Source organism: Streptomyces sp. NPDC042100 (assembly GCF_055582325.1).
On sequence record NZ_JBVJDK010000002.1, the window covers coordinates 457666 to 479153 of the forward strand.

A 21488-nucleotide genomic window follows, 5' to 3' on the forward strand; every position below is an offset into this window, starting at 1 on the left:
GAGGCGGCTGGGCTGGCTGGGTCGGCTGGGGTGAGCGGTGCGGGGGTGGGGTCCATGGCCGTCTCCCTACCCGAGGCGCCGGCCCTGGAGTCCGGCGACGCGCCGCCGGGGGCGGGCTCGTCACGGTCATGGCCGCGGGGCGCGGTCACCGGGCTCGGCCGCCGGCCGGGGTCGCCGGGCGCGGGCGCGGACGCGGTCACCGGGAGCGCTCCGGGAGCGTGCCGGTGCCGGTGGCGAGGGCGCGGGCGATCTCGTCCTCGTACGGCATCGCGGGCGAGCAGGCGAGCCGGCCGGCGACGATCGCGCCCGCCGCGTTCGCCCGCCGCAGGACCTCGGTCAGCTCCCGCCCGGAGAGCAGCCCGTGGGCGAGCGCCCCGCCGAACGCGTCGCCCGCGCCGAGGCCGTTGACCACCTCCACGGGCAGCGGCGGCACCTCGGCGAGGGTGCCGTCGGCGGCCAGCGCCAGTACGCCCGCGGGCCCCTGTTTGACGACGGCGAGCCGGACCCCGGCGGCGAGCAGCGCGCGGGCGGCGGCGAGCGGGGCGCGCTCTCCGGTGGCCACCTCGCACTCGTCGAGGTTGCCGACGGCGACGGTGGCGTGCCGCAGCGCCTCCTTGTAGAGCGGCGGCGCCTCGCCGGGGTCGTCCCAGAGGGCGGGCCGCCAGTCCAGGTCGAGGACGGTGGGCCCGTCGCCGGGGCGGGCGGAGCGCTCGCGGAGCGCGGCGAGGGTGGCCGACCGGCTGGGCTCGGCGCTCAGGCCCGTCCCGGTCACCCAGAGCGCCCGGGCGGCGCGCAGCGCGGGCAGGTCCAGCTCGTGCGGATGGATCTCCAGGTCGGGGGCCTTGGGGCGGCGGTAGAAGTGGATCGGGAAGTGGTCGGGCGGGAAGATCTCGCAGAAGGTGACCGGGGTCGGGTGGGCGGCCACCTCGGTGACCCAGCGGTCGTCCACGCCGAAGGCGGCCAGCTCGCGGTGGAGGTAGCGGCCGAAGGGGTCGGCGCCGGTCCGGCTGACGAGCGCGGTCCGGCTGCCCAGGCGCGCGGCGGCGACGGCCACGTTGGCCGGGGAGCCGCCGAGGAACTTCCCGAAGGTCTCGACCCGGTCCAGCGGCACCCCGCTCTGCAGCGGATAGAGGTCCACACCGATCCGGCCCATGGTGATCAGGTCGTACGGCTCCGACGTCATTCCCCGTCACCTCTCGCCTCGGTGCCCTCGCCCCGTCCCTCAGGTCTAGTCGGCGCTCCGGAAGGCTGTCAACGGCATGTCCTTACATTCGGACGTGTGTCATGGTGGCGGTCATGACGAAGCCGTCGCAGCCGTCGAGTCCGCCGTCGTCGCCGTCCTCCCCGCCGTCCCGGATCAGGGTCGGTTCCGCGCCCGACTCATGGGGCGTCTGGTTCCCGGACGATCCCCTGCAGGTGCCGTGGCAGCGCTTCCTCGACGAGGTGTCGGGGGCCGGTTACGAGTGGATCGAGCTCGGCCCGTACGGCTATCTGCCGACCGATCCGGCGCTGCTGGCCGAGGAGACCGCGAGCCGGGGGCTGAAGGTGTCGGCGGCGACCGTCTTCACCGGGCTGCACCACGGTCCAGGGGTCTGGGAGCGGACCTGGGCCCATGTCGCCGAGAACGCGGCCCTGGCGCAGGCGATGGGCGCCCGGCACCTGGTGGTCATCCCGTCCTTCTGGCGCGACGACAAGACGGGCGAGGTGCTGGAGGACCGGACGCTCACCCCGGAGCAGTGGCGGCACCTGACCGGGCTGACCGAGCGGCTGGGGCACGAGGTCCGGGAGCGCTACGGGCTGCGGGTGGTCGTCCATCCGCACGCGGACACCCATGTCGACACCGAGGAGAACGTCACCCGCTTCCTGGACGCGACCGACCCGGAGCTGGTCTCGCTCTGCCTGGACACCGGGCACTACACCTACTGCGGCGGCGACAGCGTCAAGCTGATCGAGACCTACGGCGAGCGGATCGGCTACCTCCACCTCAAGCAGGTGGACCCGGCGGTGCTGGCCCGGGTGGTGGCCGAGGAGCTGCCGTTCGGCCCGGCGGTGGCGCGGGGCGTGATGTGCGAGCCGCCGGCCGGGGTGCCGGCGCTGGAGCCGGTCCTGGCGGCGGCCCGGGCGCTGGACGTGGACCTGTTCGCGATCGTGGAGCAGGACATGTACCCCTGCGAACCCGACCGCCCCTACCCGATCGCGCTGCGCACCCGGCGCTTCCTCCGTTCCTGCGGCGTCTGATGCGTGTGCGTCACTTACGTCACGAGCATCGCCCCTTCGTCACACATGTCTCCGTTACGCGGGTTTTCGGTCACAGGCGTTCGACAGGCGCTCCCCTCCCGTCAGAAGGGCTCGTTCACCGGGCACAGGCTCAGTGATCGCGAGTGCAACCCCCGGCAGCTCCCCCGACGGCCCCCCGCCGCCGCTGCCGGGCCCTCAGGGAGGTGCCAGGCATGACGGACAGACGGCTCTGGTCGTACAAGGACATCGCCGCCCACATCAAGGTGCAGCCGGACACGGTCCGCTCCTACCGGAAGCACGGACTGCTGCCGCCCCCGGACCACGTCGAGTCGGGGAAGCCCTACTGGTACGCGGACACCATCCGCGCCTGGGTCGCGAACCGTCCCGGAAACCGGAGCCGCCGGGACTGAGCGCCCTCCCCACACCCCGGACAGGCCCCAGGGTCCCGCACCTCCCGAACCGTGGTGCGGGGCCCTTCGCGTGTCCCTCACGTGCGCTTCGTGAGCCCTCCGCGGGCCCTTCGCGTGTCCCTCGCGTCTCAGCCCACCCGCTCCTTCTCCCGGGCGGCGTCCTCCGGTTCGGGCTCGGTCCGCCCGGGGCCGCCGGGGGTGTCATGGCCTCCGGGGGTGCCGCCCTCGCTGATCCCGAAGCGGGCGTGGAAGCGGCGCAGCGGTCCGGGCGCCCACCAGGTGAGGCGGCCGGTCAGCTTCATCACGGACGGCACGAGCAGGCTGCGCACCACCATGGCGTCCATGAGGACGGCCAGGGCGACCCCGAGCCCCAGCATCTTGGTGTTGGTGACCCGCGAGGAGCCGATGGCGACCATGACCACCGCGAGGATCACGGCGGCGGCGGTGATCAGCCCGCCGGTGCGCCGCAGGCCGAACCGGACCGCGTGCTCGTGGTCGCCGGTCGTGTCGTACTCCTCCTTGATCCGGGAGAGCAGGAACACCCCGTAGTCCATGGAGAGTCCGAAGGCGACGCAGAACATCAGGACGGGCAGGCTCGTCTCGATGTCGCCGGTGGAGGTGAAGCCGAGGAGCCCGGAGAGGTGCCCGTCCTGGAAGACCCAGACGACCGCGCCGAACATGGCGGTGAGGCTCAGCGCGTTGAGCAGGACGGCCTGGAGCGGGACGATCAGGCTGCCGGTGAGCAGGAAGACCAGGACGAGGGTGACCACGACGATGATCGCCGCGGCCCAGGGCAGCCGCTCGCCTATGGCGTGCTTGGAGTCGACGAGGACGGCGGCCGCTCCGGTGACGGAGGTGGTGAACGGGGCGGGCTCGGCCCGCACTTCGCTCACCACCCGCTGGGCGTCCGGGCCGACGGCCTCGCCCTCGGGGACGACGGTGAAGTAGGCGTGGCCCGGCGCGGCGGACGGGGCGGTCACCGGTCCGTCGACCCGCGCGACCCCGTCGACCGTCCGGATCCGGTCGCGGTAGCCCGCGTACTGCGCGGGGGTGGCCGCGCCCTCGGCGAGGACGGTGATCGCGCCGCCGGGGCTGCCGGGGAAGTCCTCCCGCAGCCGGTCCTGGACCACGCGGGACTCGGCGCTCGCCGGGAGCTGCCGGTCGTCGGCGGTGCCGAAGCGCACGCCGAGGAAGGGCAGTCCGAGGAGCACGAGCCCGGTGGCCGTGGCGACGGCGAAGAGCGGCGCCCGGCGCATCACCAGCGCGGCGGTGCGCGCCCAGCCGGCCCCGGCGTCGGCGTCGGCGTCCTGGCCCGCGCCGGTCCCGGTGCCACTGCCGGTCCCGGTCCCGGCCTGCGTCCCGGCCTGCGCCCCGGCCCGGGCGCGGCGGCGGAAGAGGCGGCGCAGGTCCAGGGCGTTGACCCGGTCGCCGAGCAGCAGCAGCGCGGCCGGGAGCAGGACGAGGGCCGCGGCGGCGGCGAGCAGGACGACGGCGATCCCGGCGTAGGCGAAGGAGCGCAGGAAGTACTGCGGGAAGACCATCATCGCGGCGAGCGAGACGGCGACGGTGAGGGCGGAGAAGAGCACGGTCCGCCCGGCGGTGCGCAGGGTGATGGCGACGGCGGTGCGGGGGTCGGCGCCGCCGTCGAGCTCCTCGCGGAAGCGGCGGACCACGAAGAGGGCGTAGTCGATGGCGAGGCCGAGTCCGAGGGCGGTGGTGAGGTTCTGCGCGAAGACGGAGACGTCGGTGAGCTCGGTGATGCCGCGCAGCACCGCGTTGGTTCCGAGGATGGCGACGATGCCGATGCCGAGCGGAAGCAGGGCGGCGACGGCGCTGCCGAAGACCATGACGAGCAGGACGAGGGTGACCGGGAGGGCGATCAGCTCGGCCCGCAGCAGGTCCTCCTGGATGATCGTCTGCATCTCGTGGCGCACCGCGAGCGGGCCGCCCACGGAGACCTCGACGGGTCCGTGGGTGCCCCGGAACGCGGGGGCGACGCGCTCCAGGACCTCGCCCGCGGCCTTCTCCTCGCCCTCGATCCGGGCGGCGATGACCGCCCGGCGCCCGTCCTCGGAGCGCAGCGCAGGGGAGCCGGTGCTCCAGTAGGAGCCGACGCCGCCGACGCCGGGCTCCGCGTCGAGCCGCTCGGCGAGCCGGCGGGCCTCGGCGGCGACGGCGGGGGCGTCCACTCCGGCGGCGCCCGCGTCGACGAGGAGCAGCACATTGGGCTGGGAGGCGGGGAACTCGCGCTCCAGGACCTTCAGCGCGTACGTGGACTCGGCGTCCGGGTCCTCCCAGCCGCCGCTGCCCATCCGGTCGCCGACGCCGCTGCCCGCGAGGACGGCGAGCGCGGTGATCACGAGCGCGACCAGGAGCGAGAGCCTCGGCCGGGCCGTCACCCACCGGGTCCATCCCCCGCCGGAAGGCGCTTTCTTGACTTCGGCCATGACGCGGTGTCCCCTTCACCGTGACCCAGGCGCTCGCTTCCCGGCAGGTCGCATGGGTCGCCTATTGCCATAGACTGGCAAACACGAGTGATCGCTCGCGTTTCCTAAGAATGCGAGCGATGTCTCGTGTTTGTCAAACGCGTTGAGGAAGCTGGGGACAGCCATGTCCGGAGAAGGGCCCGAAGAGCCGAAGCCGCGCCGCCGCCAGGCCCGCGGCGAGCGCCGCATCGCACAGCTGCTGAAGGCCGCCGCCGACGTCTTCTGCGCCAACGGCTACGCGGCGAGCAGCACCAACGCCATCGCCCGCGAGGCCAGCGTCTCCCCCGGCACGCTCTACCAGTACTTCCCCAACAAGGAGGCGATCGCCATCGAGCTCGGCGGGCGCCTGCTCGCCGAGATGCGCGAGGCCCACGGCCAGGCGTTCACCCCCGCGAACCTGGCCCTGCCGCTGCCGGAGATGCTCGACGCGGTGCTCGACCCGATGATCGAGTTCAACTGCCAGAACCCGGCCTTCCTCGCCCTCATGCACGGCTCGGACGTGCCCGGCCGGATCGCCGAGGAGCACGACGCCCTGCACGCCTCGCTGCTCGCCCGGGTCGCCGAGCTGCTCGGCCACTACCTCCCGGACAGCGCGCCCGCCGAGCGCGCCCGGATAGCCGACATGACCTTCGCCGTCGTCAAGGCCGGCCTCGCGCTCGTACTGGCCGCCCCCGAGGGCCCCGAGCGGGAGGCCGTGGTCGTCGAGCTGAAGCGCGTCGTGCTGCGCTATCTCGACCCGGTCGTCGGGGAGGCGCTCACCACGATTCCGAGCCCGTGACCGGCTCGGCCGGCAGCGCCGGACCGTCCCCCGCCCGCGCCTTCGCCCGCAGCCGCAGCGCCAGCAGCGGGAAGGCGAGGACCGAGACCATCCCGGCGCCCACCAGGGCCGCCGCCTCGCCGGCCGTCAGCGTCCCGTCGTCGACGCCGATGGTGGTGATGGCGACGACCAGCGGCAGCGCCGTCGAGCTGTAGAGGACCAGCGAGCCCCGGTCGCGCCGGCCGAGGTCGCGCGGCGCGAGGAACCAGACCGGGGCGCCCCGCACCACCAGGAACAGCACCAGGAAGAGCGGCAGGAGCAGCAGCGTACGGCCGCCCGCGAGCAGCGAGTCCAGGTCGAACTCGATGCCGGTGACGACGAAGAAGACGGGGACGAGGAAGCCGAAGCCGACCGCCTCGACCTTCTCCAGGATCTGCGGCCCCGACTCGGGCGCGGCCCCGGCCAGGACCAGACGGGTGATCAGGCCGGCCACGAACGCGCCGAGCAGCACGTCGAGCCCGAGCGCCGCGGAGGCGCCCAGCATCAGCGCCAGCAGCAGGAAGACGAAGCGGACCGCGAACTGCCCGCTGCTGTGCAGGGTCTTGGCGATGATCCGGGCGAACCACGACTTGCGCGGCTTCAGCGCCCAGTAGACGGCGCCCGCGGTGAGCGCCGCGAAGGCGGCGAGCAGGGCGGTGGACTCGGCGGGGTTCCGGCCGCTCAGCAGCAGCGCCATGGCGATGATCGGGCCGAACTCGCCGACCGCGCCGAAGGCCATGACCACCGAACCGAAGCGGCCGTGCAGGTCGCCCGCGTCGCGCAGCACCGGCAGCACCGTGCCCAGCGCGGTGCTGGTCAGGGCCACGCCGATGAAGACGCCCTTGTCGTAGCCGCCGCCGAGCAGCACCCCGGCGGCGAGCCCGAGCACGAGGGCGGCCCCCCAGGCCCAGCCCGAGCGCCTGAGGGTGTCGCCGCGGACCTTGCCGAACTCGATCTCGTACCCCGCCAGGAAGATCAGCATCGTGAGCCCGAGCTCCGAGAGGCCGTCGATCAGCGCGTCGGGCTTGGCCCAGCCCAGTACGTCGGGGCCGACGACGATGCCCAGCAGGATCTCGAAGATGACGAGCGGTACGGGGAGCCAGCGGCCCGCGCCGTACGCCAGCAGCGGCGCCAGGACGGCGATCGCCATGATCAGGATCAGCGTGGTCCCCGAATGCGACATATCGGGTATCTACCATAAGCTCCGGTCAGATGTCCTGTCGGCGGAGGGACTTGGAGGTCTCGCTGTGTACGACCAGCAACCCCGCACCCAGGCGCCGCCCCCGCCCCCGCGCCCGCCCGTCGAGACGCCCCGCCCGGGGCTCTGGCGGCGCTGCCTGTGGGGCGGGCTCGCGCTGTGGGCGCTCACCGCGATCGTCACGTACGCGACGGAGAACACCACGCTGCTGCCGACGCTGATCCTGCTCGGCAGCTTCCTGGTGCCCTCGGTCTTCGTGCTCTGGGCCTACGAGCGGCACGGCCAGGACCTCGGGGTGCCGGTGATCCTCGGCTGCTTCGTCACCGGCGGGGTGCTGGGGGTGCTCGGCGCCTCCGTCATGGAGTACTACCTGCTGCACCCCTCGCTGTGGATGTTCGTGGGCGTCGGCCTCATCGAGGAGGCGGTGAAGCTGGCGGCCCTGATGTTCGTGGTGCGGCACCGGCCGTGGCTGCGCGGGGTGCGGGCCGGCCTGGTGCTCGGCGGCACCGTCGGCTTCGGCTTCGCCGCCTTCGAGAGCGCCGGGTACGCCTTCAACGCCGCCGTCACGATGGAGGGCATCGACCTGCGCTCGCTCCTGGAGACCGAGATCCTGCGCGGGGTCCTCGCCCCCTTCGGGCACGGCCTGTGGACGGCGATCGCGGGCGGCGTCCTGCTGGCCTACCGGCGGCCGGACGGGCGCTTCCGCTTCGCCGGGCCGGTCATCGGCGCGTACCTCGGGGTGGCCGTGCTGCACGCGCTGTGGGACTCCATGCACGGCATCGCGCTCTGGCTGGTGCTCCAGGTGACCACGACCAGCCTGGACCGCTCGCTCTTCGCCCAGGGCTACCTCCCGTCCCCCACCTCCCAGCAGGAGCACCTCTTCACCCTCTTCTCGGTGGGCGGCCTGGTGCTGGTCACGGCGGTCGGACTGGTCTGGCTGAGATCGCTCGCGAGAGCCGGGCGGGGCACCTCGCCGATTCATACCCCCTAGGGGTATAATATGTGCTAGTACGGCATAGGCGCACCGAGCGCACCACCCCGGAACGAGGAGAACGTCATGGCCGAACTCACCACCGTCTACCAGGTCAAGGGCATGACCTGCGGGCACTGCGAGGGCGCGGTCGCCGGCGAGATCTCCGAGATCGCCGGGGTCTCCTCGGTCAAGGCCGTCGCCGCCACCGGCGAGGTCACCGTCACCTCCGCCGCCCCGCTCGACCCCGAGGCCGTCCGCGCCGCCGTCGACGAGGCCGGCTACGAGCTCGTGGGCCCCGCCGCCTGACCCCCGCGCCACCCGGGCAGGGCCGTACCGTTGCGGTACGGCCCTGTTCTTCGTCCGCAAGCCACCCGGGACCCCCTATGACCTCCCCCTCCACGACCACCGAGCTGACGATCGGCGGGATGACCTGCGCCTCCTGCGCGGCCCGCGTCGAGAAGAAGCTCAACCGGATGGACGGCGTGACCGCCACGGTCAACTACGCCACGGAGAAGGCACGTGTCGAGCATCCCCCCGGGGTCACCGTCGACGAGCTCATCGCCACCGTCGTCAGGACCGGCTACACCGCCGAGGAACCCCCGCCGCCCGCACCCGAGCCGCGGGCCGAAGCGGAAGCGGAGGGCGGCCCGGGATCCGGCCCGGAGGGCGCCGGCGACCCCGCGCTCGCCGCGCTGCGGCAGCGGCTGACCGTCTCCGCCGTCCTGTCCCTGCCGGTCGTGCTCCTCGCCATGGTCCCGGCCCTCCAGTTCGACAACTGGCAGTGGCTCTCGCTCACCCTCGCCGCCCCCGTCGTCGTCTGGGGCGGACTCCCCTTCCACCGCGCCGCCTGGACCAACCTCAAGCACGGCGCCGCCACCATGGACACCCTCGTCTCCGTCGGCACCCTCGCCGCCTTCGGCTGGTCGCTCTGGGCCCTCTTCCTCGGCGACGCCGGCACCCCCGGGATGCGGCACGGCTTCGACCTCACCGTCACCCGCGCCCACGCCTCCTCCACCATCTACCTGGAGGTCGCCGCCGGAGTCGTCACCTTCATCCTCCTCGGCCGCTACCTGGAGGCCCGCGCCAAGCGGAAGGCGGGTGCCGCCCTGCACGCCCTGCTGCGCCTCGGCGCCAAGGACGTCGGCGTGCTGCGCGACGGCACCGAGGTCCGCCTCCCCGTCGCCGCCCTCCGCGCGGGCGACCGCTTCGTCGTCCGCCCCGGCGAGCGGATCGCCACCGACGGCACCGTCGCCGAGGGCGCCTCCGCCGTCGACGCCTCCCTCCTCACCGGCGAGGCCCTGCCCGTCGACGTCACCCCCGGCGACCCCGTCACCGGCGGCTGCGTCAACGTCTCGGGCCGCCTCGTCGTCGAGGCCACCCGCGTCGGCGCCGACACCCGGCTGGCCCGGATGGCCAAGCTCGTCGAGGACGCCCAGAACGGCAAGGCCGAGGTCCAGCGGCTCGCCGACCGCGTCTCCGCCGTCTTCGTCCCCGTAGTGCTCCTGATCTCGCTCGGCACCCTGGTCGGCTGGCTCCTCGCCACCAGCGACACCACCGCCGCGTTCACCGCCGCCGTCGCCGTCCTGATCATCGCCTGCCCCTGCGCCCTCGGCCTCGCGACCCCCACCGCCCTCATGGTCGGCACCGGGCGCGGCGCCCAGCTCGGCATCCTGATCAAGGGCCCCGAGGTCCTGGAGTCCACCCGCCGGGTCGACACCGTCGTCCTCGACAAGACCGGCACCGTCACCACCGGCGCGATGCGCCTGACCGAGGTGTACGCGTTCGAGGGCGTCGACCGCTCCGAACTGCTGCGGCTCGCCGGCGCCCTGGAGCACTCCTCCGAGCACCCGGTCGCCCGCGCCGTGGCCGCCGGAGCCGCCGAGGAGCTCGGCGAGCTCCCCGTACCGAAGACCTTCGAGAACGTGCCGGGCCTCGGCGTGCGCGGCTCCGTCGACGGGCACCTCGTGCTGGTCGGACGGACCGCGCTGCTGGCCGCCGAGGAGATCGCCGTACCGGACGGGGCGACCGGGCCCGGCGTCGTGCACGTCGCCTGGGACGGGCTCGCCCGCGGCACCCTCACGGTCGCCGACACCGTCAAGGAGACCAGCGCCGAGGCGGTCGCCCGGCTGCGCGCCCTCGGGCTGCGGCCCGTGCTGCTCACCGGCGACGGCCGGGAGGCGGCCGAGCGGGTGGCGGCCGAGGTCGGCATCGACGAGGTGATCGCCGAGGTGCTGCCCCAGGACAAGGTCGACGTGGTGCGCCGCCTCCAGGCGGAGGGGGGCACGGTCGCGATGGTCGGCGACGGGGTCAACGACGCCGCCGCGCTGGCCACGGCCGACCTGGGACTCGCGATGGGCACCGGCACCGACGCGGCGATCGAGGCGAGCGACCTCACCCTGGTCCGCGGGGACCTGCGGGTCGCGGCGGACGCCATCCGGCTCTCCCGGCGCACGCTCGCGACGATCAAGGGGAACCTGGGCTGGGCCTTCGGCTACAACGTGGCCGCGCTGCCGCTCGCGGCGGCCGGGCTGCTCAACCCGATGATCGCCGGACTCGCGATGGCGTTTTCCTCCGTTTTCGTCGTGACCAACAGCCTGCGGCTGCGTCGCTTCACGTGAATTCACCTACACGTGACGCACAGGACCTTCACAACGAGATCTAGATCACAGATATTTGGGGGTAACCATCTGGGCTGTTCGCGAGTCTAAGTGGGCGATGCCGAGAACGTCTTGGGGGACGTTCACGGGATGTCTTGGGGGACGTCCCAGGCAAGCGCGGCCGGGGCACGTGCACGGGGAGCTTTGAGCGGCCCTCCCGTACGTACCCCGGCAGACCGCGCGAGCAGACGCCCGGCCCGGATCCCGTGGGGGGAATCCGCTCCGGGAAATGGGAAGCGCCCCGACCGCCGACCCGTGGGGGGATCGACGGCGGGGCGCTTTCCGCTCACTCGGGAGCGCGGGGCACCGCGCGGGTGCGGGACCCGCCGTGGCGGGGCCCGCGGTCAGGCGCACAGGGGCCCTCGGGTCAGCGGGACGCGACCGGGACGAAGTCGCGCTCGACGACGCCGGTGTAGATCTGGCGCGGGCGGCCGATGCGGGAACCCGGCTCCTTGATCATCTCGTGCCACTGGGCGATCCAGCCCGGGAGGCGGCCGAGGGCGAACAGCACGGTGAACATCTCCGTCGGGAAGCCCATCGCGCGGTAGATGAGGCCCGTGTAGAAGTCCACGTTCGGGTAGAGGTTGCGCGAGACGAAGTACTCGTCGGAGAGCGCGTGCTCCTCCAGCTTGAGCGCGATGTCCAGCAGCTCGTCGGACTTGCCGAGGGCGGAGAGGACGTCGTGCGCGGCGGCCTTGATGATCTTGGCGCGCGGGTCGAAGGACTTGTACACCCGGTGGCCGAAGCCCATCAGGCGGACGCCGTCCTCCTTGTTCTTCACCTTGCGGATGAAGGAGTCGACGTCGCCGCCGTTGGCCTTGATGCCCTCCAGCATCTCCAGCACCGACTGGTTGGCGCCGCCGTGCAGCGGGCCCCACAGGGCGGAGATGCCGGCGGAGATCGAGGCGAACATGTTCGCCTGCGAGGAGCCGACCAGGCGGACCGTGGAGGTCGAACAGTTCTGCTCGTGGTCCGCGTGCAGGATGAGCAGCTTGTCCAGCGCCGAGACGACGACCGGGTCGAGCTCGTACTCCTGCGCCGGCACCGAGAAGGTCATGCGCAGGAAGTTCTCGACGTACCCGAGGTCGTTGCGCGGGTAGACGAAGGGGTGGCCGATCGACTTCTTGTACGCGTACGCGGCGATCGTCGGCAGCTTCGCGAGCAGCCGGATCGTGGAGAGGTGACGCTGCTTCTCGTCGAACGGGTTGTGGCTGTCCTGGTAGAAGGTGGACAGCGCGGAGACCACGGAGGACAGCATCGCCATCGGGTGCGCGTCCCGGGGGAAGCCCTGGAAGAAGCGCTTGACGTCCTCGTGCAGCAGCGTGTGCTGGGTGATCTCGTTCTGGAAGGCCGCGAGCTCGTCGGCCTTCGGAAGCTCACCGTTGATCAGCAGCGAGGCCACCTCAAGGAAGGTGGACTGCTCCGCCAGCTGCTCGATGGGGTAGCCGCGGTACCGCAGAATGCCCTGCTCACCGTCGAGGTAGGTGATGGCGGATTTATAGGCGGCGGTGTTGCCGTATCCGCTGTCCAGGGTGACCAGACCGGTCTGGGCTCGGAGCTTCCCGATGTCGAAGCCCTTGTCGCCGACGGTGCTCTCGACCACCGGGTAGGTGTATTCACCGTCCGCGTACCGCAGTACTACAGAGTTGTCGCTCACGTCATCCCTCACCGACGTAGTGCCTCTTCTTCGAGGTGCCCTGACTGTCTCTACCATCCCCCATTTGGCTCAGGAGAGTGCACTCGGGGTCGACCATTGGGCCAATCGGCGGCACTCAGTGCCGCCAACCTGCTCATCCTGCCCCCTTCGCCCCGGTTCCGGAAGTCCTCCGTGATCTTTCACACCAGAGTGCCCCCTGTGAGCCGATGTGCCAGTGCGGTAAAGCGGCGTCCGGCCGAAACCGTGCGGACCGCCTGGGCCAGGGCGCGGCGGGAGCCGACGAGGACGACCAGTTTCCGGGCGCGGGTGACGGCCGTGTAGAGGAGGTTGCGCTGGAGCATGGTCCAGGCGCTCGTGGTGACCGGGATCACCACCGCCGGGTACTCGCTGCCCTGGGAGCGGTGGATGGTCACCGCGTAGGCGTGGGCCAGCTCGTCCAGCTCGTCGAAGTCGTACGGGACCTCCTCGTCCTCGTCGGTGCGCACGAGGAGCCGCTGCTCGTCCGGGTCGAGGGCGGTCACGACGCCGACGGTGCCGTTGAAGACGCCGTTGGCGCCCTTCTCGTAGTTGTTGCGGATCTGGGTGACCTTGTCGCCGACCCGGAAGACCCGGCCGCCGAAGCGCTTCTCGGCCAGCTCCGGGCGGCCCGGGGTGATGGCCTGCTGGAGCAGCCCGTTGAGCGAGCCGGCGCCGGCCGGGCCCCGGTGCATGGGGGCCAGGACCTGGACGTCCCGGCGCGGGTCCAGTCCGAACTTGGCGGGAATCCTTCGGGCCGCGACCTCCACCGTGACCCGGGCGGCGTCCTCCGTCTCCTCCTCGGCGAAGAGGAAGAAGTCCGGCAGGCCGGTCGTGACGGGCGGCAGGCCCTCGTTGATCCGGTGCGCGTTGGTGACCACCCCCGACTCCTGGGCCTGCCGGAAGATCCGGGTCAGCCGGACCGCCGGGACCGGGCTGCCCGGGGCCAGCAGGTCGCCCAGCACCTCGCCCGCGCCGACCGAGGGCAGCTGGTCCACGTCGCCGACGAGGAGCAGATGGGCACCCGGTGCCACCGCCTTGACCAGCTTGTTCGCCAGCAGCAGGTCGAGCATCGACGCCTCGTCGACCACCACCAGGTCCGCGTCGAGCGGCCGGTCCCGGTCGTAGGCCGCGTCGCCGCCGGGCTTCAGCTCCAGGAGGCGGTGGACCGTGGACGCCTCGGCGCCGGTCAGCTCGGCCAGCCGCTTGGCCGCCCGGCCCGTCGGCGCGGCCAGCACCACCTTGGCCCGCTTGGCGCGGGCCAGCTCCACGATCGAGCGGACCGTGAACGACTTGCCGCAGCCCGGGCCGCCCGTGAGCACCGCGACCTTCCGGGTCAGAGCCAGCCGCACGGCCTGCTCCTGCTCGGGCGCCAGCGACGCCCCCGTGCGGTCCGCCAGCCAGGCCAGGGCCTTGTCCCAGGCCACGTCCCGGAAGGCCGGCAGCCGGTCCTCCGGCGCCCCCAGCAGCCGCCGGAGCTGCCCGGCCAGGGAGAGCTCCGCCCGGTGGAACGGGACCAGGAACACGCCCGTCACCGGCAGCCCCTCCGGCCCCGGCACCGACTCGCGCACGACCCCCTCCGGGTCCTCGGCGAGCTCCGCCAGGCACTCGATGACCAGCCCCGTGTCCACCTGGAGCAGCTTCACCGCGTCCGCGATCAGCCGCTCCTGGGGCAGATAGCAGTGGCCCTGGTCGGTGGACTGCGACAGCGCGTACTGCAGCCCGGCGCGGACCCGGTCGGGGCTGTCGTGCGGGATGCCGACCGCCTGGGCGATCCGGTCGGCGGTCAGGAAGCCGATGCCCCAGACGTCGGCGGCGAGGCGGTAGGGCTGGTTGCGCACGACGGAGATCGAGGCGTCGCCGTACTTCTTGTAGATCCGCACCGCGATGGAGGTCGAGACCCCCACCCCCTGGAGGAAGACCATCACCTCCTTGATGGCCCGCTGCTCCTCCCACGCCGCCGCGATGTTCCCCGTCCGCTTCGGGCCCAGCCCCGGGACCTCGACCAGGCGCTTCGGCTCCTCCTCCAGGATCCGGAGCGTGTCCAGGCCGAAGTGGGTCGTGATCCGGTCGGCGAAGACCGGGCCGATGCCCTTGACCAGTCCCGAGCCGAGATAGCGGCGGATGCCCTGGATGGTGGCGGGCAGCACCGTCGTGTAGTTCTCCACGGTGAACTGGCGCCCGTACTGCGGATGCGAGCCCCAGCGGCCCTCCATCCGCAGCGACTCCCCCGGCTGGGCGCCGAGCAGCGCCCCGACGACCGTGAGCAGGTCGGCGGAGCCGCGGCCGGTGTCGACGCGGGCGACCGTGTAGCCGCTCTCCTCGTTGGCGTAGGTGATCCGCTCCAGGACCCCTTCGAGCACTGCCAGACTGGACATGCCCCGACGGTAGCGAAGAGCTCCGACAACCCGCCGGGCCTGTGGACAACCGGCGTCGGGCCCGGCCCTCCCCCTGTGGACAACTCCGGGATGCCGGGCCGGGCGAGGAACCGTAGCGTTTCCGGCATGAGTGACGAATCATTCCAGGACGAGGTCCTGAGCGAGCTCGGCGACGACCGGCTCCAGGAGATCGCCGGGCTGCTCGGCACGGACTCCGGCGGGGCCCGGGAGCTCGTGGGCAGTTCGGTCACGGAGCTCTCCGGCGAGCTGCGTTCGGCCGCCGCCGAGCCGGCCAGCGCCGACGAGGTCCGCGCCGCCGTCACCGAGGTCTCCACGGCCGAACCGCCGCTCCAGGGCGTCGCCGCGTTCGGTGGGCTGGTCGGCGGCGGGCTGATGGCCGGGGTCCTCGCGAAGCTGGCCAAGCCGGCCGCCAACGCGGTCGCCAAGAAGACCGGCATCCCCGCCCCGACCGTCAACCGGGCCGTCGAACTCCTCGTTCCGGTGGTCCTCGCCGTCCTCACCAAGCGCGCGGCCACCCGCAAGGGCGGCGGGCTCGGGGATCTGCTGGGCGGAGGCGGGAGCGGGAGCGGCGGGGCCACGAAGTAGGGCCCCTGCCCCTGCCCCCCGGCCCCCTGCCCCCTCACCCCGCCCCGCCACCCCCTCACACCTCCTCGAACGCCCGCACCGTCTCCTCCAGGACCTCCGCCCCGTCCCGCGCCCACAGGGCCTCGTTGAAGAGTTCGACCTCCACCGGGCCCGCGTACCCGGCCCGCTCCAGCAGGACCGCCCAGCCCGCCAGGTCGATCGCGCCCGTGCCCAACTGGCCCCGGCCGTTCAGGACTCCGGCCGGGAGCGGGGTGGTCCAGTCGGCGAGCTGGAACGCGTGGACGCGGCCCGCCGCGCCCGCGCGGGCCACGGCCGCCGGGGCCCGGTCGTCCCACCACAGGTGGTACGTGTCCACGACGACGCCGACGTGCGCGGCGGGGAAGCGCTCGGCGATCTCCAGGGCCTGGTCCAGGGTGGAGACGACGCAGCGGTCGGCGGCGAACATCGGGTGCAGCGGCTCGATCGCCAGCCGGACGCCCCGCTCCGCCGCGTACGGGACGAGGGCGCCGATCGCGTCGGCGACGCGCGCGCGGGCCCCGGGCAGGTCGCGGCCGCCCTCGGGGAGCCCGCCCGAGACGAGGACGAGGGTGTCGGTGCCGAGCGCCGCCGCCTCGTCGACCGCCGCGCGGTTGTCCGCCTCCCAGTCGTCGGCCGCGAAGAAGCCGCCCCGGCACAGGCTGGTGACGGTGAGCCCCGCGTCCCGTACGAGGGCGGCGGCCGCCCCGGTCCCGTAGGCCCGCACCGGCTCGCGCCACAGGCCGACGCCGGGGACGCCGAGGCGGGCGCAGTGGGCGACGAGTTCGGGCAGCGGGAGCTGCTTGACGGTCATCTGGTTGAGGGAGAGGCGGTCGCGGTTCACCGGGCGGCCCCGTACACGGCGAGCAGGGAGCGCATCCGGGCGGCGGCGAGCTCCGGGTCGGGGAACAGGCCGATTCCGGCGGCGAGTTCGTGGGCGCGGACGAGGTGCGGCAGGGAGCGGGCGGACTGGAGGCCGCCGGCCATCGTGAAGTGGTCCTGGTGGCCGGCCAGCCAGGCGAGGAGGACGACGCCGGTCTTGTAGTGGCGGGTCGGGGCCTCGAAGAGGTGGCGGGCGAGCGGGACCGTCGGGTCGAGGACGGCGCGGAAGCCCTCGGGGTCGCCCGCGTCGAGCAGCCGCAGCGCCTCGGCGGCCCGTGGGGCGAGCGGGTCGAACACGCCGAGCAGGGCGTCGCTGAAGCCGTGCGCGTCGCCCGCGACGAGCTCGGGGTAGTGGAAGTCGTCGCCGGTGTAGCAGCGGACGCCCTCGGGCAGGCGGCGGCGCAGCGCGACCTCGCGGCCCGCGTCGAGGAGGGAGACCTTGACGCCGTCGACCTTGCCGGGGTGGGCGGCGACGATCTCCAGGAGGGTCTCGGTCGCGGTGTCGAGGTCGGCGGAGCCCCAGTAGCCGGTGAGTGCGGGGTCGAACATCGGGCCGAGCCAGTGCAGGATGACCGGCTCGCGCGCCTGGCGGATCAGGCGCCCGTAGATCTCGGCGTAGTCCTCCGCGCGGGCCGCGGCGGCGGCGAGCGCGCGGGAGGCCATGAGGACGGCCCGGGAGCCGGTGTCCTCGACGAGGGCGAGCTGTTCCTCGTACGCGGCGGCGACCGCCGGGAGTCCGGCGGGGCCGGTGAGCTGGTCGGTGCCCGCCCCGCAGACGATCCGGCCGCCGACGGCCCTGGCCTCGGCGGCGGAGCGGCGGATGAGCTCGGCGGCGCCCGTCCAGTCGAGCCCCATGCCGCGCTGCGCGGTGTCCATCGCCTCGGCGACGCCGAGTCCGTGTGCCCAGAGGTGCCGCCGGAAGGCGAGGGTGGCGTCCCAGTCGACGGCGGCGGGGCCGTCGGGGGTGGTGTCGGCGCGCGGGTCGACGACGACGTGGGCGGCGGCGAAGACGGTACGGGAGGCGGGGACGGTACGGGAGGCGGGGACGGCCCCCGGAGCCGTACGGCGTGTTCCGGGGTCCCCGGTCACAGCGTCACCTCCGGGACGTCCAGGCGGCGGCCCTCGGCGGCGGAGCGGAGGCCCAGTTCGGCGAGCTGGACGCCCCGGGCGCCCGCGAGGAGGTCCCAGTGGTAGGGCTCGCCGAGGACGACGTGGCGCAGGAAGAGCTCCCACTGGGTCTTGAAGCCGTTGTCGAACTCGGCGTTGTCCGGGACTTCGTTCCACTGCGAGCGGAAGGAATCCCCGGCGCCGAGCGGGAGGTCGGGGTTCCAGACCGGCTTGGGGGTGGCCGAGCGGTGCTGGACGCGGCAGCCGCGCAGTCCGGCGACGGCGGAGCCGTGGGTGCCGTCGACCTGGAACTCGACGAGTTCGTCGCGGTGGACGCGGACCGCCCAGGAGGAGTTGATCTGGGCGACGGCGCCGCCCGCCAGCCCGAAGATGCCGTACGCGGCGTCGTCGGCGGTCGCCCCGTACGGCTTCCCCCGCTCGTCCCAGCGGCGCGGCACGTGGGTGGCGACCTGCGCGGTGACGGTGGTGACCCGGCCGAAGAGCTCGTGGAGCACGTACTCCCAGTGCGGGAACATGTCCAGGACGATGCCGCCGCCGTCCTCCGCGCGGTAGTTCCAGCTCGGGCGCTGGGCCTCCTGCCAGTCGCCCTCGAAGACCCAGTAGCCGAACTCGCCCCGTACGGACAGGATCTCGCCGAAGAACCCGCCGTCGACCAGGCGCTTGAGCTTGCGCAGCCCGGGGAGGAAGAGCTTGTCCTGGACGACGCCGTGGCGGATGCCGGCGGCTTCGGCGAGCCGGGCGAGCTCCAGGGCCTCGGCGAGGCTCCCGGCGGTGGGCTTCTCGGTGTAGACGTGCTTGCCGGCGGCGATGGCCGCGCGGAGCGCGCCGGGGCGGGCGGAGGTGACCTGGGCGTCGAAGTAGACCTCGACGGTGTCGTCGGCGAGGACCGCGTCGAGGTCGGTGGACCAGTCGGTGAGGCCGTACCGCTCGGCGAGGGCGCGCAGGGCGGGCTCGCGGCGGCCGACGAGGACCGGTTCGGGCCACAGGACGCGCCCGTCGCCGAGGTCGAGGCCGCCCTGTTCGCGCAGGGCGAGGATCGAGCGCACGAGGTGCTGGCGGGTGCCCATGCGGCCGGTGACGCCGTTCATGGCGATACGGATGGTTCTGCGGGTGGATGTCACGGTGCTGCCCTCTCCCCTGCTCACCGGCACGACTGTCCCGCGCTTCCCCTCTCCGCACGGCCGGCACGGATAGAAAGCGCTTTCTACAGGCGGTGACGCTAGCCTGCCGACATCACCGCCGACAAGGCCCTGGAGGTACGTACGCGATGACCGTCACCCTGGCGGACGTGGCCGACCGCGCGGGCGTCTCCCCGGCGACCGTCTCGCGCGTCCTCAACGGCAACTACCCGGTCGCCGCCGCCACCCGGGAGCGGGTGCTGCGCGCGGTCGAGGAGCTGGACTACGTCCCCAACGGGCCCGCGAGCTCGCTCGCCGCCGCCACCTCCGACCTGGTCGGGATCCTGGTCAACGACATCGCCGACCCCTTCTTCGGGATCCTCGCCGGGGCGGCGCAGAGCGCGATCGGCGAGCACGGCACGGGGCGCGGCGGCGGCGAGAAACTGGCCGTGGTCTGCAACACCGGCGGCTCGCCCGAGCGCGAGCTGACCTATCTGACCCTGCTCCAGCGGCAGCGGGCCGCCGCCGTGATCCTCACCGGCGGCACCCTGGAGGACCCGGAGCACCTGGCGGCGACGGCGGCCAAGCTGGCGCGGCTCGCGGACGCGGGCACCCGGGTGGTGCTGTGCGGCCGGCCGCCGGTGCCCGGGGACACGACGGCGACGACGCTCGCCTTCGACAACCGGACCGGCGGGCGGCTGCTCACCGAGCACCTGCTGGCGCTGGGACACCGGCGGATCGGCTACGTGGCGGGGCCGGCCGACCGGACGACGACCCGGCACCGCCTGGAGGGGCACCGGGCGGCGCTGGCGGCGGCGGGGGTGCCCGAGGGGCCGGCCGTGTACGGCCGCTACGACCGCCCGTCGGGCTACGAGGCGACCGCCGAGCTGCTGCGCCGCGACCCGGCGCTGACCGCCGTCGTCGCCGCGAACGACACGGTCGCCCTGGGCGTGTGCGCGGCGCTGCGGGAGCGGGGCCTGAGCGTCCCGGACGACGTCTCCGTGGCAGGCTTCGACGACCTGCCGTTCGCGGTGGACGCGGTCCCCGCCCTCACCACCGTACGGCTCCCCCTGCACGAGGCGGGCCTGCGCGCGGGGCGCCTGGCGGTGGGCGCGGAGGACACGCCGCCGGACGGCCTGCCGCCGGTCCCGGCCGAGCTGGTGGTCCGCGGCTCGACGGCACGGCCCCGGGGGTAGCGGGCCGCTATCGCGGTGACGGACGGCACTTGGAGGACGACATGGCGACGATCATGATCGACTTCCCCTCCGGCCTCTTCGGCCACGCCCCCGGCCTCGCCATCGTCGCCCCCGGGGGAGATCGTCGCGAAGACCGACGGCTTCCCCCGCGCCGAGGGCCGAGGCCCTACTCCCCCGCCGTCAGCCCCGTCGCCGCCAGGACCGCCGCGACGGTCTCCTCCACCGTCTGATGGGCGTTGTCGATCCAGACGCCCTCGCCGGTCAGCTCCTCGCGCATGGCCTCGTCGAGGAAGGCCCAGTTGGTCGTGAGCTTCTTGTGGCGGGCGTTGTTGCGTTCCCAGGCCTTCTCCGGGCCGGGGGCCAGGACCACCACGTGGAGCGGGCCCGCCGTGCGGTGGGCGCGGTAGAAGTCGAGGTGGGAGCGGCGTACGACCACGTCGTCCAGGACGGGGACGAAGCCGGCGGCGGTGAAACTGTCCGCCAGGAGGCAGGCGTTGCGGGCGCGCAGCAGGATCTGCCGGTCCGCCTCGGGGTCGCCGTCCGGGGTGGGCCAGTGGCCGCCCCGGACGATCAGCTCCTGGAGGTGGTCGACCTCGATGCGCGCGGCGCGCGGCAGCCGGGCCGCGAGGGCCGCCGCGACGGTGCTCTTGCCGCTGCCCGGGATGCCGACGAGGAGGACGGCGCCGGGGGCGGGGACGGGACTGTCGACGGTGACGTTCTCGAAGGTCATACACGCTCTTCCGGTACGGATACGGACGCGGGCGCCACTGCGGATACGGGCGCCGACACGGACGCCGGCGCGGGAACGGTACGGGGCTCGGGGGCCGCCGCGCCAGCGGTTTCCCGGGCCGGGCGCCCGCGCAGGTTCACCGAGGCCAGGGCCACGCCGCCCACCAGGAGCGCGGCGGCGCACCAGCGCGGCGGGCTGACGCCCTCGCCGAGGAAGAGGGCGGCCGAGGTCATCCCGAAGACCGGGACCAGCAGGGAGAAGGGGGCCACCGAGGAGGCCGGGTGGCGGCGCAGCAGCCAGCCCCAGGCGCCGAAGCCGAAGACGGTGGTGATCCAGGCGACGTAGACGATGACCCCGGCGCCGGTCCAGTCGAGCCCGCGCAGGGCCGCGAGGTCCCGTTCGGGACCTTCGAGGAGGAGGGAGAGGGCGAGCAGCGGCAGGACCGGGACGGTGCTGACCCAGACCATGAAGTTGAGGGCGTCGGGCGGGGCGGCCTTGCGGGTGAGGACGTTGGAGACGCCCCAGCACACGGCGGCGGCGACGATCAGGGCGAAGCCGGTGAAGGAGGCGCCCGAGGCGCCCTCGTCGACGGCGGCGACGGCGATGCCCGCCAGGGCGACGCCCATGCCCAGCAGCTTGATCCGGCCGGGCCGTTCGCCGAGCGCGAGGAAGGCGAACAGGGCGGTGAAGACGGCCTGGACCTGGAGGACCAGGGAGGACAGGCCGGCCGGGGCGCCGAGGCTCATGCCGGTGAAGAGCAGGCCGAACTTGGCGACGCCGAGGGCGAGTCCGACGCCCACGATCCACTTCCAGGCCACCTTGGGACGCCCGACGAAGAAGACCGCGGGGAGGGCGGCGACGAGGAAGCGGAGGGCGGAGAAGAGCAGCGGTGGGAAGTGGTCGAGGCCGATCTCGATGACGACGAAGTTGACTCCCCAGACGGCGGCGACCAGGGCGGCGAGGGCGAAGTGGGCGGGGCGCATACCGATGAGGATCACCCGGCCG

At 73.5% G+C, this 21488-nt stretch carries 18 protein-coding genes; 8 read left to right on the forward strand and 10 right to left on the reverse strand.

All coding sequences use genetic code 11. The features are described 5' to 3' along the window. Positions 1 to 196: 196 nt before the first annotated feature. On the reverse strand, positions 197 to 1183 hold the full coding sequence (gene iolC / locus ACZ6J5_RS06230) for a 5-dehydro-2-deoxygluconokinase (protein WP_469388159.1): 987 nt from the start codon (positions 1181 to 1183) through the stop codon (positions 197 to 199). 113 nt (positions 1184 to 1296) lie between these two features. On the opposite strand from iolC, the gene ACZ6J5_RS06235 reads away from it, so the two are divergent. Both ACZ6J5_RS06235 and ACZ6J5_RS06240 read left to right on the forward strand, forming a co-directional pair. Further along, positions 1297 to 2238, forward strand: coding sequence for a sugar phosphate isomerase/epimerase family protein (locus tag ACZ6J5_RS06235; protein WP_469388161.1), 942 nt, complete (start codon positions 1297 to 1299; stop codon positions 2236 to 2238). A 212-nt stretch (positions 2239 to 2450) separates the two neighbouring features. Beyond that, positions 2451 to 2648, forward strand: a complete 198-nt coding sequence (locus ACZ6J5_RS06240; protein ID WP_362477803.1) for a helix-turn-helix transcriptional regulator — start codon at positions 2451 to 2453, stop codon at positions 2646 to 2648. A 128-nt stretch (positions 2649 to 2776) separates the two neighbouring features. Here the strand turns inward: ACZ6J5_RS06240 and ACZ6J5_RS06245 are convergent, their stop codons facing one another. After that, positions 2777 to 5095, reverse strand: coding sequence for an MMPL family transporter (locus ACZ6J5_RS06245; RefSeq protein ID WP_469388163.1), 2319 nt, complete (start codon positions 5093 to 5095; stop codon positions 2777 to 2779). 163 nt (positions 5096 to 5258) lie between these two features. Here ACZ6J5_RS06245 and ACZ6J5_RS06250 point away from each other — a divergent pair, with 163 nt between their 5' ends. Further along, positions 5259 to 5912, forward strand: a complete 654-nt coding sequence (locus ACZ6J5_RS06250) for a TetR/AcrR family transcriptional regulator (protein WP_469388167.1) — start codon at positions 5259 to 5261, stop codon at positions 5910 to 5912. Here ACZ6J5_RS06250 and ACZ6J5_RS06255 read toward each other — a convergent pair. Beyond that, entirely contained in the window at positions 5890 to 7113 is a 1224-nt protein-coding gene (locus ACZ6J5_RS06255; protein WP_469388169.1) for a cation:proton antiporter, read from the reverse strand. The two genes, ACZ6J5_RS06250 and ACZ6J5_RS06255, sit on opposite strands and share 23 nt — an antisense overlap. A 64-nt stretch (positions 7114 to 7177) precedes the next feature. Here ACZ6J5_RS06255 and ACZ6J5_RS06260 point away from each other — a divergent pair, with 64 nt between their 5' ends. From ACZ6J5_RS06260 to ACZ6J5_RS06270, 3 genes are all read left to right on the forward strand, one after another. After that, positions 7178 to 8119 (forward strand): PrsW family intramembrane metalloprotease, encoded by a 942-nt coding sequence (locus ACZ6J5_RS06260; protein ID WP_469388171.1) that lies wholly within the window; start codon positions 7178 to 7180, stop codon positions 8117 to 8119. A 66-nt stretch (positions 8120 to 8185) separates the two neighbouring features. Next, positions 8186 to 8407 carry a heavy-metal-associated domain-containing protein gene (locus ACZ6J5_RS06265; RefSeq protein WP_469388173.1) on the forward strand — a complete coding sequence of 74 codons (222 nt, stop codon included), beginning with the start codon at positions 8186 to 8188 and terminating at the stop codon, positions 8405 to 8407. Between the two features lie 77 nt (positions 8408 to 8484). After that, the gene (locus tag ACZ6J5_RS06270; RefSeq protein WP_469388175.1) at positions 8485 to 10719 is read left to right on the forward strand and encodes a heavy metal translocating P-type ATPase; all 2235 of its coding nucleotides are present in this window, start codon (positions 8485 to 8487) and stop codon (positions 10717 to 10719) included. 406 nt (positions 10720 to 11125) lie between these two features. On the opposite strand, the gene ACZ6J5_RS06275 is transcribed toward ACZ6J5_RS06270, so the two are convergent. Continuing rightward, a complete protein-coding gene (locus tag ACZ6J5_RS06275; RefSeq protein WP_469388178.1) occupies positions 11126 to 12415 on the reverse strand; it encodes a citrate synthase in 1290 nt (429 codons plus the stop codon). A 179-nt stretch (positions 12416 to 12594) separates the two neighbouring features. Beyond that, positions 12595 to 14808: an SF1B family DNA helicase RecD2 gene (recD2, locus tag ACZ6J5_RS06280; protein WP_469388180.1), complete on the reverse strand. Its 2214-nt coding sequence runs from the start codon at positions 14806 to 14808 to the stop codon at positions 12595 to 12597. Positions 14809 to 14934: 126 nt separating this feature from the next. On the opposite strand from recD2, the gene ACZ6J5_RS06285 reads away from it, so the two are divergent. Then, the gene (locus ACZ6J5_RS06285; protein ID WP_469388183.1) at positions 14935 to 15414 is read left to right on the forward strand and encodes a DUF937 domain-containing protein; all 480 of its coding nucleotides are present in this window, start codon (positions 14935 to 14937) and stop codon (positions 15412 to 15414) included. Between the two features lie 55 nt (positions 15415 to 15469). On the opposite strand, the gene ACZ6J5_RS06290 is transcribed toward ACZ6J5_RS06285, so the two are convergent. Genes ACZ6J5_RS06290 through ACZ6J5_RS06300 form a run of 3 tightly spaced genes read right to left on the reverse strand, consistent with a single transcriptional unit; the run spans position 15470 to position 18527 of the window. Then, the gene (locus ACZ6J5_RS06290; protein WP_469388662.1) at positions 15470 to 16243 is read right to left on the reverse strand and encodes a sugar phosphate isomerase/epimerase family protein; all 774 of its coding nucleotides are present in this window, start codon (positions 16241 to 16243) and stop codon (positions 15470 to 15472) included. 26 nt (positions 16244 to 16269) lie between these two features. Then, a complete protein-coding gene (locus ACZ6J5_RS06295) occupies positions 16270 to 17400 on the reverse strand; it encodes a dihydrodipicolinate synthase family protein (RefSeq protein ID WP_469388185.1) in 1131 nt (376 codons plus the stop codon). Beyond that, the gene (locus ACZ6J5_RS06300) at positions 17397 to 18527 is read right to left on the reverse strand and encodes a Gfo/Idh/MocA family protein (RefSeq protein WP_469388664.1); all 1131 of its coding nucleotides are present in this window, start codon (positions 18525 to 18527) and stop codon (positions 17397 to 17399) included. The genes ACZ6J5_RS06295 and ACZ6J5_RS06300 overlap by 4 nt, the downstream gene beginning before the upstream one ends. Positions 18528 to 18706: 179 nt before the next feature. Between ACZ6J5_RS06300 and ACZ6J5_RS06305 the strand changes: the two genes are divergently transcribed. Next, positions 18707 to 19753: a LacI family DNA-binding transcriptional regulator gene (locus ACZ6J5_RS06305; RefSeq protein ID WP_469388188.1), complete on the forward strand. Its 1047-nt coding sequence runs from the start codon at positions 18707 to 18709 to the stop codon at positions 19751 to 19753. A gap of 166 nt (positions 19754 to 19919) precedes the next feature. On the opposite strand, the gene ACZ6J5_RS06310 is transcribed toward ACZ6J5_RS06305, so the two are convergent. Next, positions 19920 to 20483 carry an AAA family ATPase gene (locus ACZ6J5_RS06310; RefSeq protein WP_469388190.1) on the reverse strand — a complete coding sequence of 188 codons (564 nt, stop codon included), beginning with the start codon at positions 20481 to 20483 and terminating at the stop codon, positions 19920 to 19922. Further along, entirely contained in the window at positions 20480 to 21466 is a 987-nt protein-coding gene (locus ACZ6J5_RS06315; RefSeq protein ID WP_469388665.1) for an EamA family transporter, read from the reverse strand. The genes ACZ6J5_RS06310 and ACZ6J5_RS06315 overlap by 4 nt, the downstream gene beginning before the upstream one ends. Between the last annotated feature and the right edge of the window lie 22 nt (positions 21467 to 21488).